The sequence below is a fragment of the Streptomyces sp. NPDC045287 genome (assembly GCF_056432325.1).
In genome coordinates, this window is sequence record NZ_JBWKJG010000034.1 from 19,101 (window position 1) to 33,522 (window position 14,422).

Consider the following 14,422-nt stretch of genomic DNA (forward strand, 5'->3'; position numbering starts at 1 on the left):
ACCCTCAGCGGACCGCCAGCGGACTCATAGGACGGATCTGACCAGCACAAACAGCAGAAGTAGCAACGGGGGAGGGAAAAGAGCAGATGCGAGCCTCTACAGCCGTCGTCGTTGGCGTGGGCGCCACCGCGGCCGTCGTCGTCGCCGCGCTCGTCCAGGCCGCCGGCGACGCCCCGGTGGGAGCGGCGCTGAGCGCGGCCGTGCCTGGTGAGTACCGGGGCCTGGTCGAGGAGGCGGGAAAGACCTGTCCCGAGGTCAGCCCTAATCTGCTGGCCGCGCTCCTTGAGCAGGAATCGGATTTCAATCCAAAGGCACGCTCACCGGTCGGCGCGCAGGGTATCGCGCAATTCATGCCGTCCACGTGGGAGGCGCACGGAATCGACGCGAACTCGGATGGGAAACGCGACGTGTGGGACCCGGAGGACGCCATCCCCTCCTCAGCGCAATACCTGTGCACTCTCGCTGAGGACGTCAAGGATGTGCCCGGCGATAAGCAGCACAACATGCTCGCCGCCTACAACGCGGGAAGCGGTGCCGTCCGCAAGTACGGGGGTGTTCCGCCCTACAAGGAAACTCAGAACTATGTGCGGGTGATAAGTGCCCGTGCGAGCGAGCCGTCTGGTGGCGGGACGACGTCGAGCACGGATCAGGCCGCCCTCGCCGTGAACACCGCAAAGCGGATGCTGGGCACGCCGTATTCATGGGGTGGGGGTAACGCGAACGGCCCCAGTGCGGGGGTGTGCTGCTCGCCCAATGGCCGCTCCGGCGCGTCGATTGTGGGATTCGATTGTTCCGGGCTCACGGTGTACGCGTACGCGCAGGCCGGTATTCCCCTGCCCCGTACGGCGGCGCAGCAGTATGCCGCGACGCAGCCCGTGAAACCGGGTGACGTGCGCCCCGGTGATCTGGTTTTCTACGGCCAGACCCCCGCCGGTATCCACCACGTCGGCATCTACGTCGGTAACGGATGGATGATCGACGCACCCCGGCCGGGCCTGAAAGTCCGCTACTCACCCATGGACACGATGCCGGACCTTTTCGGCGTCGGTCGTCCCCAGTCCAGCAAGAGCAAGGAGACCTGATTTATGCCCAAGTACCTCACCCTCGCCGAGCCGGTCGACCTGTCCACTGGCTTCACGGACTTCTTCAAGACCATCGGCCTTACGGGTGGCGGTCTGGTCACCAAGGGAATCGCCGCCGTGATCGCGGTGATCGCCGTCCGTATGCTGCTCCAGCTCTCCAACGACCCGAAGGGTGCTCTGCGGAAGGGCAGCATGGCAGTGGGCACACTTTTCGTCGCCGTGATCCTCGCCCTGTACGGCGACACCCTTTTCGGCACCGTCACGAACCCGAGCACGCCGCCCGCCGCGACGCCCAAGGGGTAATTCGGCATGCCGGACAAGAGGGAGGATCCGTGCGACGGGATCGACGGCCCCGCGCGGGAGTTCTGCCGCGCGCCTGACGACGGCTCCGGCCCCCCGGAAGGGGGACCGCCGACTCCCGAGGACGGCGCCGGGATCACTCAGGGTGCGTCCGACCACGTCATGGACTTGGCCAAGAGCCTCATTGATGCTCTGTACGGGTTGCTGGCACCGGAGAAGGCGTGGGCCCCGGAGCGGGCCGACAGCTGGGTCTACCAGCAGTTCCTGTGGCTCGGGCAACACCTGTCGGTGGCGATCTTCACGTGCGTGATCGTGGTGTGCGCCCTGACGGCCTGGCAGGGCGTTCCCCGGCTGCGGCAGATGGGGGCGTCCACCGGGTGGACGCTGGCGGCCGTCGCCGTGATGTCGTCGGTGCCCGGCGCGGTGGAGCTGCTGCACAAGGCGGTGTCCGCCGCGTTCACGGCCGCGTTCGCGGACGGCCAGGCGATGCTGCTGGCCACCATCGAGACGGACTTGAAGACGACGGAGTCGTGGAACCCGCTGCCGATCCTGCTGATCGTCGCCGCGCTGGTCGTGGCGCTGGCGTTCGCGGCGCTGGTGTTCATGACGCGCCAGCTCGGCATCCTCGCGTTCGTCTGCCTGGCCCCGGTGGTGCTGGCCTCACTGGCGCGCGGCGGCGACACCACGGCCGTCAAGCTCTGGGCGCAGCGCCTACTCGGGTTGATGTTCGCGCCGTTCGCGCTTCTGCTCGTCACCCCGTTCGTGTCGCTCGCGAAGGGGTCGCTCGTCCTCGACGCGGTGCTCCTGGTCGCCGCCGACGTCATCATGCTCCGCATGATCTTCCACGGCGTGCCGTACTTCGGGCCGAAGGTGGCCGGTGCCGCTCGCGCGGTGGTGGAGCGCAACACCAGCAGCCGTGTTGTCCACGCGATCGTGCGGGCCGGGTCGCCGGACGTGTACGAGCAGGAGAACAGCCCGCGGGTGCCGCGCACGGTGGACACTCCGGGCCGCGCCGTGACGCAGGACCGGGGCGTGCTCCTGGCCGCCTACGGGGTGAAGGCGCCCTCGCGGCCGGGACGGCTGACGACCGCCTCCTACGTCGACAAGGCGCGGCGGGAGGAGGGCGACCGCCAGGCGCGCGCCGTGCAGGTCCAGCGGGTACGCCGCCAGGCACGCGCGGCAGCACACCGCCTACCGCCCCCGCCCGCTCCGGCACCGCCGGACCCCGCCCCGCCGTCGAACCCGTAGACCAGCCCCCGGCCCGCTCGCCCTCGCTCGTCCACCGCCGCGCGCGGGCAGGGCAGGCGGGCCTTGCGGCCCCCGCACCATCCAGGAGGACCCTGCCTGTGTATTCGCTGACGCCCGGCTACCGCGTGCCCGCGCTCCAGCGCGGGCTGAGCCCCACCGAGACGCTGCTGACGAAAGCGCACTTGACCGTGGGCGGGGTGGCGCTGCTGTCGGCGATGGTCGTCCCGCCGCCGCTGGCAGTGTTTGGCGCCGTCGGCGCGGCCGCCGCACTGATCAACATCTCTCCGGGGCCGCGGTCGGTGGGCCGGTGGGCGGCGGTCGGCTACCGGCGCCTGCGCGAGCGCACCGCTCCGGTCTCCATGACCGGCCGGCCCGGCGCGACCGCCACGTGGACCCTGTACCCGCACCACGGCACGATGCAGGACCCCCACCGCCGCACCGCATTCCACGACGCGCTCGCCCGCGCGCTGACGTTCTCCGCCGGTCAGGCGCGCACACCCGGTATCCAGGTACACGTCACCCACCACGCCGCCATGGATGAGGGCTACACCACCCACACGCAGACCATCTCCGTCCACGTGCCCAAAGGGCTCGCCGGGCAACCCGAGCGGATCCTCGGCACCCTGGAGGGCGAGTTCACCCGGCTCGGGGACCTCACCCCGGTGAAGCCCGCCCCGCTCCCGGCGGTCATCGAGCGCGGCCCCGGCTGGGCGCGCCTGGACCACGGCCGGTACGCCGCCACGGCAAGGATCACCGCCTGGCCCGACACCGCTGACGGCGACCTGATGCAGCGCCTCCTCCTGGGCGACGGGCCCGCCGACCAGGACCCCCACTACAGCACGGACCGGTCCTGCGCCGTGCTGTACCGGCCGCTGCCTGTGGTGCAGGCCCGCCGCTCGGCGCGGTGGCAAAGCGCCGCCGCGGAGGCGTGGACCACTGACCAGGTGAAGAAGGACGCACTCCTGGCCGCCAGCAGTGCGACACACGGCGCCCTGGTCCAGGGCGCCACGCTCGTGGACCTGGACGCCTACCTGACCGTGTGGGGCGACACCCCCGAGGACGTGACGGACGCCCGGTGGCGGGCGTCGCTCACGGCCGACCGGCACCGCGTCCGGCTGGACTGGCTGACGGGCCAGCAGCACCGCGCCTATGTGATGACCACCCCCCACGGGGCGTCCACCCGGAAAGGGGCGATCCTGTGATCCGCCTGCCCACCACCCACGCCGCGATCACCGCGCCGCTCGTCGCCTCCAACGCCGCCTTCCCCGGCGTCCCCATCGGCCGGTCCATGCTCGACGGCCGGCCCTTCCACCTCTCCCCAGTCCGGGTCTCCGGCGCCGTCCTGCCGTCTACCAACTCGCTCGCGCTCGGCGGGCTCGGCTCAGGCAAGAGCACCACGGCGAAGGTCCGGATGCTGCGAGAGATCCGCGAACACGGCCACCAGGCCGTCGTCATCGACTCGTTCGGCGAGGGCGCGCACGGGGAGTGGAGCCCGGTCGTCCACGCGCTCGACGGTCGGGTCGTCCAGGCCGGCACCGTCACCATGAACCCGCTCAGCGAGCTGTTCCCCCGCCCTGTGCGCGAGCAGCTCGTCCGGTCGCTGATCCTGGCGGTGGAGCCCGGCGCGCTCAGCCACCAGGCCACCCACGCGCTCCAGCACGCCCTCACCCATCCGAAGGCCACCGTGCTGGGCGGCCTGGTGGACGCGCTGGTCAGTCCGGAGGACGGCCGGTGGCCGGCCGCGCGGCTGGCCGAGTGGGGCGAAGGCGCCGCCATCGCGCTCTCCCGCTACACCGAGGGGTCGCTGGCCGGCATCTTCGACGGGCGGGACGCGAGCCTGCCCCCGACCGACCTGCCGATCCTGTCGTTCGACTTCACCAGCCTGGACCGCAACTCCCCGGCGATCCCGTCGCTGATGGCGGCGGTGACATGCTGGGCGGAGCACGTGTGGCTGCCCCAGTCGACCGCCGTACACCGGCACCTGGTCCTGGAGGAGGCGTGGCAGATCCTCCTCTCCCCAGCCACCGCCGCGCTGATCCAGCGACTCCTCAAGAACAGCCGCAAGGCCGCGTTGTCGCTGGACGTGATCATGCACACCTTGTCCGACCTCGGGGACGGCCGGGCCCAGGATCTGGCGCGGCTGTGCGAAGTGGCGCACGTGGGCCGTCTGGGCCCGGAGGAGGCCGCGGCCGTGGGCGCGCTGCTGGGCCTGCCGCAGTGGGCCGTCGGCGCGATCCCGACGCTCGGGCCGGGACAGGCGGTGTGGCGGGTCGGCCCGGACTACGTCGACATCATCGAGACCGTCCTCGACGAGGAGGAGGCCGCACTGACGGACACCTCCTCGCGGCGCCGCCGGGCGCAGCAGGCGCACGAGGAGCCGGCCGAGGAGGACGACCAGGACCACGACGAGGACCACGACGAGGAGCTGCACGCCATCGAGCCAGACACCGACCCGGCCGGGCCGCCCGCATACGAACCGGACCCTCGCCGCGAGGAACGGGCAGCGGTGTCCGCCACGCCGTTCGACGCGCGGCACCGCGACGTCGTGCAGGCCGCGCAGGAGGGCCGGCACGACGAGGCGGCGCAGCTCGCCGCGATCGGTGAGCGCGAGGACATCACCGCCCACGGCATCACTTCGGATCAGGCGGCGGCATGGCTGGTCACACGCGCTCGGGTGGCTGATCTACGCGGGGACCGGGACCAGGCGGCCCGGCTACGCGCTACCGTCGCCCGCATGGGCAAGCACCCCGATTGGTTCGAGCAGACCGCAGACGCGGGACCGGCGTGGCACAGCGGCCCCCAGCCGGAGCCGTTCCTCCCGGCGGCCCCGCCAGCCAGTGAAGCCAAGCCGCCCATGCAGCCGCCGGCTCGACGTCGGCGCGCCTGGCCGTACGTCGCGGCGGTCGCCGCGCTAGTCATCACGGCCGGAGGGGTGTGGCAGGAGTCTGAGGACCGCAAGGAGCGCGAGGACCGCAAGGCGCAGGCCGCCGCCTACAAAGGCAAGGCCGAGGCGGCGCTCACCATCGACGGCGTCAGCGCCGAGCTACTCGCCCGCTGGACCAAGAACCGCCGCGTTATCGTCGAGCTGCGCACGTACGGAGATCCGAACGCCCGGTACTTGCGGATCGAGGCGGCGGGGGAGGTAGCCACCAGCGTTCAGAAAGACGGATGGTTTCCCCAGAGCCCCGAGATCGTCGTACCCGTGAACGACAGCATGGACGACGTGACGGTACAGGTCGCAGTCGGCGGCAAGGCATGGAAGCCGGGCTCTGAAGGCACCTTGCGGACGGTGCGTCTGTCCCCGGCCGGCACAGCCATCGATACCGAGACCGGCAAGAGCCTCCCGCCCGCCTGACGGCGCCATCGCAATCCAGGGGCACGGTCGGGAGTGTGAGCAGCACGATGCTTCTCCCAACCGAGGAGCGGCCCCGAGACCCTGGTGATGGGCCGGAGCCCGCGGTGACGACGTGACCGTCGGGCACCGTCCCGCCATCTACGTTTGGGACGGTGCCCGATGGCGGTACAACCCAGTCCAGTTTCGGCAGGACCACGCTGGCGGGCGGACCGCGTACCGGCTGCTGGTCCGGGCCGGGGAGGACGGGCGCCGCGCGGGATGCTGGCGGTCATGACGGAGAGCCTGCGGCCCCGGGCCTACGGGGCCGACCACGACGACCCGGATCCCTGGCCGAAGGAGGGCCGCACCTACGCGACCCTGCACGGCGGCCCCCTCGACGGCTTCCTGGTGGACGTCACCGACTGCCCGCCCGTTGAGCTGGCGGAGGACGGGGCGCTGATCACGGAGGTAGGCGTGTACGGGCCGGGCGGCCGGGCCGTTTACGGGCCGGCGGATTCCATCGCCCTGCTCGGCTGGCACTGGGAGGGGGACACTCATGACCGGGCCAACCGGTCCGTGCGGGTCGGTGGGCACCAGCCCGGCCGCCGAGGAGGAAGACTGCCCAGGTGAGTAGCGCTGCACGTCGCCGGGTGCTCGGACCCGGCCCCGGCCTCCCTCCCGAGGCCCTCGTGCGTGACCCGCGGGCCCGTACCGCCGCCGGGCGCGCGGCCGACGCCGAGTGGACCGCCGAACCGGCCCCGCCCCACCCGACACCACCGCCGCGCGCGGGGCGCCGGCCGCTGGGCGCCGGCCCGGCCGATCCCGGCACCCCGAGCGTGCCGCCCGGCTAGGATCGCGGGCAGTCCGTGCCAGTAGGGAGTGTGCGGGTCAGGCCCGGTGCCCGGACATGCTGCCGGGGGCAGTACCACCGGGCCGCTCCCTCGCCGCGTAGGCCCGGTTCCGCGCCGCCGGGCCGAGAAGTCCGTCAGCGGTTTGTCAGCGGCTCTCGCGGCGCCCTGGGGCCCCACTCGCCTCTACGGGCTCACGGAAGGCTCCTACGGGCTGCTCGAACCCGCTCGGCCCGCTCGGTCTGCTCGAACCCGAGCGGGTCGGCGGGGCTCGAACCTGAGCTTGTTCTTTAACCCTTCAATGGCTGTAGGGCGATGAGCGTCTTTTCGCGGCGGACGGTTTTGCCCACGTCATAGCGCGGTGCCCGGCGCTTGTTCCTGGTGCCGGGTGGTCGTCCAGATCCCGGCCGGTGGGGTTTTGGTGCCTTGGCGGGACAGGACATGTGCTGGCGGAGGTTCCGAAACGTCCGGCGGACCCGGGCAGGCGTGAGTCGGCTCGGTGTGGCTGGCTTCTCCCACGGGTGCCGCAGGTCCCGGGCCGGCGGGCGGGCGAGCCGGAGCTGAGTGTATGCGGAGATGATCAGCCAGGCCCACCGGTCGGCCGCCTGCGGCTCCCGCAGCCGAGACTTCGCCCAGCCCAGGGTCTGCTTGAACAGCCGGAATGTGTGCTCCAGGTCGAAACGGCGGAGGAACGCCTGCCAGGCCCGGTCGACGTCCGCTTCGCTGGAGCCCGTCCTTGAGGACCACAGCCACACTGCCGGCGCCTTACGGTCCTTCGACAGATGCTCGGCCTCCAGCCGGACCAATGTCCCCCCGATCAGGGGTAGTTCGCCTTCGTGGTCCAGCCAGGCGGCCCGGTGGGTCAGCCGTAGGTGGACCCGGTCCCACGCCTGTGTGACGGCCTTGCCGTAGTTCGTGGTGACCGTGTGGGTGGTGATGGCCGGGTCGGGCCAGGTATCCGGTTTGGCGAAGCGGAACTCCGGACCGTGCTTGGGCGGTCGGCCGCCCTTGGGGTCGTCGACCCGCGGCGGCTTCGGTAACCGCATCACGCGGTCGCCGCGGATCCGCCCGATCGGCTCGACGGGCAGATCACGCAGGACCCAGGCCAGGCGGGTCACGTCGTATCCGGCGGCCGTGACGACGACGATGTCCGGCTCGCCAGGTTGCCGCTGCCCCGCGGCGATGAGCCGTTCGACGACATCGCGGAGCTGAGCGGCAGTGACTGCCGTGGCGTTGTCGGCAGTGCCGAGCCGGACCGTGTCCAGGATCTGCGTCCAGGACGTGGCGCCCGTCTCCAACACTGCGACGAACGAGTACGGTCAGCCCGGGATAAACTGCGAGACCGTCTTCGCCCGGCCATAGACGTGGCAGAACAGCCGGTCCGGTGAACACGGCGCGTCCGACCGAAGCCATGGCGAGACGTCCACCGCCCGTACCAGACGGCCCTCCGGGAACCGGGGCAGCGGCAGGCCGGCCAGCAGCGACCGCAACCGCCCAGTGTCGATCCGGCCGCGCTTCGGCGCGTCGTACATCGCGCCGTGCCCGCGCCGGTGCTCGGGCAGCAGCGTCAGCTCCACCGTCGAGTGCACCGCACCCGGCACACACCACACCGCATCCGACAACTCGAACAGCTCGTCGCCCCGCACGGTCAGACACGCATACAACTCGTCCCGAAAAGCGTGACGCTTCCGCGAACGCCTCCCTCACAGCGGCTTCAAGCAGCAGACTCGCCCTCACGGCTTTCGTCGTGGTCACGTGCACCTTGGGCAGAGCACATGATCAGCCGGAGGCCGCCTCGGCCTCCGGCACATGATCATGCGGGCTAAGCGGTTCGAGACTCTGTTCGAGGCGTGAGGGTCGCTCAGTCGGACAGCGCGACGGTGAGATCCACCTCGACCAGCTGCCCTGTGAAGCCCAGCTGCGCAACCCCCAAGAGCGTGCTGGCCGACGTGAAGGCCGGCCCGAGGGCGGAAGCGGTAAGCCGGTGCCAAGCGAGACCCAGGTCCTCCCTTTCATCGCTCCGCACGTAGATCACCGAACGCACCACGTGCTGCGGCTGAGCATCCACTGCCGCAAGGGCAGCGAGTGCGTTCACGACGACCTGATCGACTTGCACCTTGAGGGAGCCCGCGCCGACGAGAAAGCCGCCCTGGTCAAGGGGACACTGCCCTGCCAGATAAGCCGTTCGGCCGGTCTCCACCACGGTGATGTGGTGGTAGCCCGGCGTCTCATGCAATTGATCGGGGTTGATGCGGCTGATCTTCGCTGTCATGCCGCAAGTCTGACCGGTCTGCCCCCGACACGCACCGAAATTTTCCCCACCGTGCGACCGTCCGACGCGAGGTCAAAGAACAAGTTCAGGCCGCACCGCCACCACCTGAACGACCACCCGCAACCAGGCCATCACGATCTCCGGCTATCACGCACCACTCGTAAGTTCCCATGAAGTTCACCGAACGGGCGAAATGGCCATGGATATTGAGCGTGTCCACGCTACGTTCCCGCCAATCCCTTGCTCTTCCACATATTCCGGATTCCCTGTTCGGGAACACGTGATCTGCCGCTGTGCGGCGCCCGGTTGCCTTCCGTCGGCATCCTCTACAAGCCAAAAATTTATAGAGGCTGTGCGAAGGTCTCCGCAGGCTGATAGACCAGGCCGGTAAATATCTGCCGGTGAAAGGACGAGGGTGCATCAAATCAAGCAACCACGGGCACGCTTGTGGAACGTTGCCGCGCTGACCTTGCTCATGCTCGCCTCACTCGTTCTGCCAACGTCCCACGCGCAGGCTGAAGAAGGGGGCGTAGGGCTTGCAGTCCAAAACCGCGTGCTCCCCTTGATGTCTTCGGACCAGATCCGCGATCTTGTGGCCGATCCGGCACGTGTCACCACCTTGCGTGAGCTTCCAGCGGGCGGCGAAGCGACTCTCCCACGTGAAGTAGTGGGCCCCGCCGCCTCGTTCGCTCCACGCTCCACTGAGAGCGCCGCCCAGTACATACCAAAGAGGGCAAATTTCCGGTCAGTCACTGCCGACACGATCAGTTATCCGGAACCAGCCCACACGATGACTTGGCAGGAATGTGTAGACGGCCTCGGAACAACCAAGGCCGTCTACATCAAGTCGCGCTTTGCTGTCTGCTCCGGCGCCTCGTTTCTCCAGACGTGGACCGTCAACGGGCGCCCCAGCGGTCAGAGTGCGTTCAACCTGCGGGTTGTCGGCACCATCCCGCTCAACAGCCGCACGATCACCTACACCTACTACTACACCGACTTCCAGATGGCGGGCACGACCGGAGCGGCCGCCCTGGGCATCACCACCTCGGGAACGGTTCCCTTCATGTCTCCGTCCACTGCCAAGACGACGCAAGGCGGCACTGCGCTGCCTACGACCAGGACGTTCACCCAGCTCAAGGCGGCGGGAACCTTCTCACAGACGCAGACCGCCGCCGCCGGACAAGGGTCTTCCGGTAGCACCGACACCATCTGGGGTGTCTACCAGCCCAAAGTGAAGATCACCCCGCCCACCGGCTACAAGATGCAAGGCGCCCTGGAGGGCAGTCCGTTCATGTTCGCCCCCCGTTGGGACAAGGCGTCCTACCTCAATTCCGCCACCACGGGCGCCGCCGTCTTCAGTGTCATCACGCCCCTGTACTACAGCAAGGCAGCCGGTGCCCCCGAGCAGGCCGTGGCACTGCACATCGAAAAAGCCTTCAACACCCCGAACCTGACCCAGCCCCCAAGCTCCACCAAGAAGGTCCCGGGACAGACGACGGACGCCCCGCTGACACGCCTCTACGCTGATCAGAAGCGTCGGGACGACAACCGAGCTGAAGCGGTCAAGGCATGCAGGAAGCACTTCGGTACCGACTACACCGCTGGCGGCAACGACTGTGACGAGTACCCCTTCGCCACAACCTACGAGGGGGCCGCAGGCTCCCTCTACGACCCGGCCCAGTCGCCCAACAACTTCAGCGTCATGGCGCTGAACGCCACACAGAATCAGAACGCCGGCATCCTTCTTGGCCAGTTCCTCACCAAAGCCCGCCTCATCGACGGGCCCGACGACGGATTCCTCGTACAGATCACGCCATGACTCCGCCACGGGCTACGCGCGCGGGAGCCACCGCTCACCCTCCGGGCCACAACTGGACGAGGTACCTCTCGACACCGTGCGGAACGCCCTCCTGGGCGCGACGAGCCACCTCGTCGCGCCCTGCGGCGTACACGCGTCCTGCCCAGACCGCAGGTCCGTCCGACAGATCGAGCACGTAAGGCATAGGACCTCCTGCAACCGCCCACACTCTCACCTGCCCCGACTGGTAGGACACGTCGACATCGCCGGACAGATCCCATCCAGTGACTGCTTCGGGAGTGTCGTCCCACACCTCGACGGCAAGTGCTGCTGTATGCGTGTGCCCCGCACTCCGCACATCGATACGGCCAGTCGAGGCGGAAACGAACTCGACCGACTCGAAGCCCTCCGGCCACTGCACAGGAACAGCCGCGTCATCGGCGTCCTGCAGACAGAATCCATAAAAATCCACCATCACAGGTACCTCGTGACGGATGACACGGCACACCATTGCTTTCCTTCCTGAGGCGCAAAAATTACTGGTTTATCTGGTCTCGCAACGCGATGTCCTGCAGGTGCCCTGGTCACGCATGGCTAATGTAGCGCTGTCTACTGAGATTGAACTCGCGGTGTCGTGTTATTGATCAGGCGGGTCTGATGGTCAGGCCGGTCTCGGCGAGGCAGCCGCCTGGAGAAAGCCCTGGTGGACCAGGGCTTCAAGGACGAGGTCCTCATCCATGGCGCCCTGCTGGACATCGACATCGAGATCGTCCGCCGCAACCGGGCCGACCAGGGCAAAGGCTTCATTCCACAGCCCAGGCGGTGGATCGTGGAGCAGGTCAACGGCACGTTGATGCTGCACCGCCGCCTCGCCCGCGAGTACGACCACCGGCCCGACACCTCCGCCTCCCGCGTCTACTGGGCCTCGATCGCGAACATGGCCCGCCGCCTCACCACCCCCCTCCGGCCTGGCGCGACACCCTCGGGCTGGCCGCGTGAACATCACCGAGCTCCTGGCAGGCCTCCAGGCCCAGCACGACGAGACCACCGCCCGAGCCGTTGAACTACGCGGCCAGACCGAGCACTTGACCGCCGCCCTGGCCGAGACCGAAGCGCGACTCGCGGACCTGGCCACCACCGCCAAGGTCATCACCGAACTCGCACCCGCCGGAGCCGAGCCCGATCCACCCGAGACGAACACCGCCTACCAGGCGATCGTGAACGCCTTCAACCAGCACCCCGACCAGGTGTCTCGAGCCCGTGAGCTGCACGAACTCCTCGACATGCCCACCGACGAGGCGTCCGTCAACATCACCCGCAGCCGCCTCGGACGCCTCACCCGCCAAGGCTTCCTCACCCAGCCCGGACGAGGCCGCTACCAGAAACGGACTTAACGTCCACTCACTGGTCATGCTTGCTTACACCGACGGTCAGTTCGTCGGTACGTTGATCTCCAAGCCCGAAGAGGTGAATCGGCTCATCGACCGCTTCGGCGCGCTACGGGCGCAGGCCCTCACGCCGTGGGAGTCGGTGGAGCTGATCGAGAGGATGGCGGCGCAGTTATGAACCCCGCACTGGCCTGGTTCAAGAGCAGTTACAGCCGCAACGAGAACGAGAGTTGCGTCGAGGTCGCCGTCCACCCCCACGCCGTTCACGTCCGTGACTCCAAGACGGCCGACGGGCCCACGTTCGCCGTCGCACCGCAGGCGTGGGGTGTCTTCGTGGAGTCGTGAGTGTAGTAGTTGCGATTCCCCCTTACAGCACATGAGTTGAGTCGTACGATGCGTGGCAGGACGCGAGGTGAGGGGGAGCGGGATGATCGCAGAGGGAGCGGCGGCGGCGGTCGCGAGCGCGTTCGGCGTGGCGGTGGTTCAGGCCGTCGCCGGTGACGCGTGGATCGCGTTCCGGGACCGGGCGGCACAGATCATGGGCCGCGGGCGCGGTACGGAGACCGGCGCGGAGCTGGAGCGGCTCGATCGGACCGCGGCCGTGCTCGTCGCCGCGGAGCCCGCTGAGCGGGAGCGGGTCGGGCTCAGCCAGAAGGGTGCCTGGCAGGCGCACGTCGAGGACCTGCTGCGGCGCCTCCCCGACGAGGACGCCGCGAAGGCCCTGGCGGAGCTGAAGGCGCTGGTCGACGGGCGGGCCACGGGGGCCGGTGACCGATCGTCCCGCGACACCTACTACGGCAAGACCGCCGTGCAGCGGGGTGACTTCAACACGCAGACCGTGTACATGGGGCGGGACGAGTGACCAGACCCGGCGCCGACCCGCGCGGTTCGTCGCGGGACTCGTACTACGGCTCCGCGGTAGGTCAGGAGGGCAGCTACAACAGCCAGCACATCTACTATCCCCCGCCGCCTTCCCGGGGTCCGGCGTGGCTGGTCGTCGCGGGCGCCGTCGCCCTCGTGCTGGCCGGTGCGTCGGTGCTGGCATGGCTCAAGCTGGCCGGTGACGATTCCCCCGAGGGGACACGGACCGCCGCGCCCCTCCAGAGCCATGTGGTCTCACCGCAGGTCACGTCGGCCGCGACGAGCGCGCCGGCCGGTCCGGCGCCGTCCTCGTCGTCCGGTGGGTCGCCTTCGCCCGGGCCGACCGTGACCCGGGCCTCCGCCGCCGACGCCGTGCAGTGGGAGGGGGACGTACGCGTATCGGTCCTGGGGCCCCAACTCGACATGGACCCGCCGCAGATGTCCGACGACGCCAACGACCTTTCCTTCGTCGGCGATCCGCCGGCCGTCTTCTCCTCCCAGAGCTTCATGAACTTCGCCAACATCGCGGTGTGGAAGGGCTCCGGGGTTCCCGGCCGGGCGGAGTGCTTCGAGCTCGTCTCCACGCAGGGCGCCCCCATGGCCGAGGCGCGGAAGGGAACGGTGCTCTGTGTGCGGACCGCGGCCGGGCGCGTCGCACGGCTCACGGTCACCTCGGTGGGCGGGGACGGCCTTTTCGCGAGCTTCAAGGCGCGGACGACGGTGTGGTCCGAGGTGGCCGGGGCTGACTGAGCCCATGGGCAGCCGTCGAGCCCAGGGGCTGGGTGCAGTCCGCCGATCAGCGAATACGTCGACTCGGCTTGTACCCAGCCCTCATTGCTGCCGCAGGGCAGCGGCCGGTAACAGCGTCAGCAGGTGTAGCTCGTGCCGTCGGCGGCCGTGTTCCAGTTGCAGGTGGAGATGCTGCCGGTGCTCGTGTTGTTGTCCGGGCTGCCGGGCTTCTTCAGCCGCAGGTCCGGGTTTTTGACGGTGCTGGTGTTGAGCAGGACCTGGCGGGCGTAGCCGCGGTAGATGTGGTGGGCGCCGCTGCTGTCGCGGTAGTGGCGGCCGCTGCCGGTGTGCACGTACGCCTTCGCTCCGGCCGGGAGGTTGTAGGAGGGCAGGGCGCGCCCGTAGGTGTTGGTGGTGATGTCGGGGACGTAACCGCCGGTGTTCACCGTCCTCGTGGTGACGTTTTTACGAGTTGGTGCGTGATAGCGGGTGAGGCGTGCTGGCCCGTTGGAGGACGCTGGCTCAGGCTTGAGCGGTGCGGTCGGAGACGAGGCCGGCGATG

15 protein-coding genes and 2 pseudogenes are annotated in these 14,422 nt (G+C 69.2%); 13 read left to right on the top strand and 4 right to left on the bottom strand.

Annotated features, from left to right (window positions below; genetic code table 11):
• Positions 1-116: 116 nt before the first annotated feature.
• The 6 genes from AC07D6_RS32450 to AC07D6_RS32475 all read left to right on the top strand — a co-directional run bounded on the left by AC07D6_RS32450 (position 117) and on the right by AC07D6_RS32475 (position 6,594).
• A complete protein-coding gene (locus AC07D6_RS32450; RefSeq protein ID WP_479050370.1) occupies positions 117-1,082 on the top strand; it encodes a C40 family peptidase in 966 nt (321 codons plus the stop codon).
• 3 nt (positions 1,083-1,085) lie between these two features.
• Positions 1,086-1,385: a hypothetical protein gene (locus AC07D6_RS32455; RefSeq protein WP_403489082.1), complete on the top strand. Its 300-nt coding sequence runs from the start codon at positions 1,086-1,088 to the stop codon at positions 1,383-1,385.
• A gap of 6 nt (positions 1,386-1,391) precedes the next feature.
• On the top strand, positions 1,392-2,630 hold the full coding sequence (locus tag AC07D6_RS32460) for a hypothetical protein (protein WP_479050373.1): 1,239 nt from the start codon (positions 1,392-1,394) through the stop codon (positions 2,628-2,630).
• A gap of 98 nt (positions 2,631-2,728) precedes the next feature.
• Positions 2,729-3,832 (top strand): hypothetical protein, encoded by a 1,104-nt coding sequence (locus tag AC07D6_RS32465; protein WP_479050375.1) that lies wholly within the window; start codon positions 2,729-2,731, stop codon positions 3,830-3,832.
• Entirely contained in the window at positions 3,829-5,985 is a 2,157-nt protein-coding gene (locus tag AC07D6_RS32470) for a hypothetical protein (RefSeq protein WP_479050377.1), read from the top strand. The genes AC07D6_RS32465 and AC07D6_RS32470 overlap by 4 nt, the downstream gene beginning before the upstream one ends.
• 270 nt (positions 5,986-6,255) lie before the next feature.
• The gene (locus AC07D6_RS32475; protein WP_479050379.1) at positions 6,256-6,594 is read left to right on the top strand and encodes a hypothetical protein; all 339 of its coding nucleotides are present in this window, start codon (positions 6,256-6,258) and stop codon (positions 6,592-6,594) included.
• A gap of 508 nt (positions 6,595-7,102) precedes the next feature.
• Here AC07D6_RS32475 and AC07D6_RS32480 read toward each other — a convergent pair.
• The 3 genes and pseudogenes from AC07D6_RS32480 to AC07D6_RS32490 all read right to left on the bottom strand — a co-directional run bounded on the left by AC07D6_RS32480 (position 7,103) and on the right by AC07D6_RS32490 (position 9,304).
• Positions 7,103-8,537 (bottom strand): annotated as a pseudogene (locus AC07D6_RS32480) (NF041680 family putative transposase).
• Positions 8,538-8,673: 136 nt separating this feature from the next.
• Positions 8,674-9,084, bottom strand: coding sequence for a RidA family protein (locus AC07D6_RS32485; RefSeq protein ID WP_479050381.1), 411 nt, complete (start codon positions 9,082-9,084; stop codon positions 8,674-8,676).
• 85 nt (positions 9,085-9,169) lie between these two features.
• Positions 9,170-9,304 carry a hypothetical protein gene (locus AC07D6_RS32490; RefSeq protein ID WP_479050383.1) on the bottom strand — a complete coding sequence of 45 codons (135 nt, stop codon included), beginning with the start codon at positions 9,302-9,304 and terminating at the stop codon, positions 9,170-9,172.
• A 195-nt stretch (positions 9,305-9,499) separates the two neighbouring features.
• On the opposite strand from AC07D6_RS32490, the gene AC07D6_RS32495 reads away from it, so the two are divergent.
• The 7 genes and pseudogenes from AC07D6_RS32495 to AC07D6_RS32525 all read left to right on the top strand — a co-directional run bounded on the left by AC07D6_RS32495 (position 9,500) and on the right by AC07D6_RS32525 (position 13,881).
• Positions 9,500-10,903, top strand: a complete 1,404-nt coding sequence (locus tag AC07D6_RS32495; protein ID WP_479050385.1) for a NucA/NucB deoxyribonuclease domain-containing protein — start codon at positions 9,500-9,502, stop codon at positions 10,901-10,903.
• Between the two features lie 652 nt (positions 10,904-11,555).
• A pseudogene (locus AC07D6_RS32500) lies at positions 11,556-11,881 on the top strand (IS5/IS1182 family transposase); the annotation flags it as partial.
• Positions 11,878-12,276, top strand: coding sequence for a hypothetical protein (locus AC07D6_RS32505; protein ID WP_479050387.1), 399 nt, complete (start codon positions 11,878-11,880; stop codon positions 12,274-12,276). The pseudogene AC07D6_RS32500 and the gene AC07D6_RS32505, both read left to right, overlap by 4 nt.
• 16 nt (positions 12,277-12,292) lie before the next feature.
• On the top strand, positions 12,293-12,448 hold the full coding sequence (locus AC07D6_RS32510) for a Scr1 family TA system antitoxin-like transcriptional regulator (protein ID WP_479050389.1): 156 nt from the start codon (positions 12,293-12,295) through the stop codon (positions 12,446-12,448).
• Positions 12,445-12,615: a DUF397 domain-containing protein gene (locus AC07D6_RS32515; protein WP_479050391.1), complete on the top strand. Its 171-nt coding sequence runs from the start codon at positions 12,445-12,447 to the stop codon at positions 12,613-12,615. The genes AC07D6_RS32510 and AC07D6_RS32515 overlap by 4 nt, the downstream gene beginning before the upstream one ends.
• 82 nt (positions 12,616-12,697) lie before the next feature.
• Positions 12,698-13,132 carry a hypothetical protein gene (locus AC07D6_RS32520; RefSeq protein ID WP_479050393.1) on the top strand — a complete coding sequence of 145 codons (435 nt, stop codon included), beginning with the start codon at positions 12,698-12,700 and terminating at the stop codon, positions 13,130-13,132.
• Positions 13,129-13,881: a hypothetical protein gene (locus tag AC07D6_RS32525; RefSeq protein WP_479050395.1), complete on the top strand. Its 753-nt coding sequence runs from the start codon at positions 13,129-13,131 to the stop codon at positions 13,879-13,881. Before AC07D6_RS32520 ends, AC07D6_RS32525 begins: the two co-directional genes overlap by 4 nt.
• A 116-nt stretch (positions 13,882-13,997) precedes the next feature.
• Here the strand turns inward: AC07D6_RS32525 and AC07D6_RS32530 are convergent, their stop codons facing one another.
• On the bottom strand, positions 13,998-14,306 hold the full coding sequence (locus AC07D6_RS32530; RefSeq protein WP_479050397.1) for a hypothetical protein: 309 nt from the start codon (positions 14,304-14,306) through the stop codon (positions 13,998-14,000).
• Between the last annotated feature and the right edge of the window lie 116 nt (positions 14,307-14,422).

Coding starts and splice junctions, on each gene's coding strand:
- AC07D6_RS32460 (WP_479050373.1), top strand. CDS start 1,392: ATGCCGGACAAGAGGGAGGATCCGTGCGACGGGATCGACGGCCCCGCG.
- AC07D6_RS32485 (WP_479050381.1), bottom strand. CDS start 9,084: ATGACAGCGAAGATCAGCCGCATCAACCCCGATCAATTGCATGAGACG.
- AC07D6_RS32455 (WP_403489082.1), top strand. CDS start 1,086: ATGCCCAAGTACCTCACCCTCGCCGAGCCGGTCGACCTGTCCACTGGC.
- AC07D6_RS32515 (WP_479050391.1), top strand. CDS start 12,445: ATGAACCCCGCACTGGCCTGGTTCAAGAGCAGTTACAGCCGCAACGAG.
- AC07D6_RS32510 (WP_479050389.1), top strand. CDS start 12,293: ATGCTTGCTTACACCGACGGTCAGTTCGTCGGTACGTTGATCTCCAAG.
- AC07D6_RS32475 (WP_479050379.1), top strand. CDS start 6,256: ATGACGGAGAGCCTGCGGCCCCGGGCCTACGGGGCCGACCACGACGAC.
- AC07D6_RS32520 (WP_479050393.1), top strand. CDS start 12,698: ATGATCGCAGAGGGAGCGGCGGCGGCGGTCGCGAGCGCGTTCGGCGTG.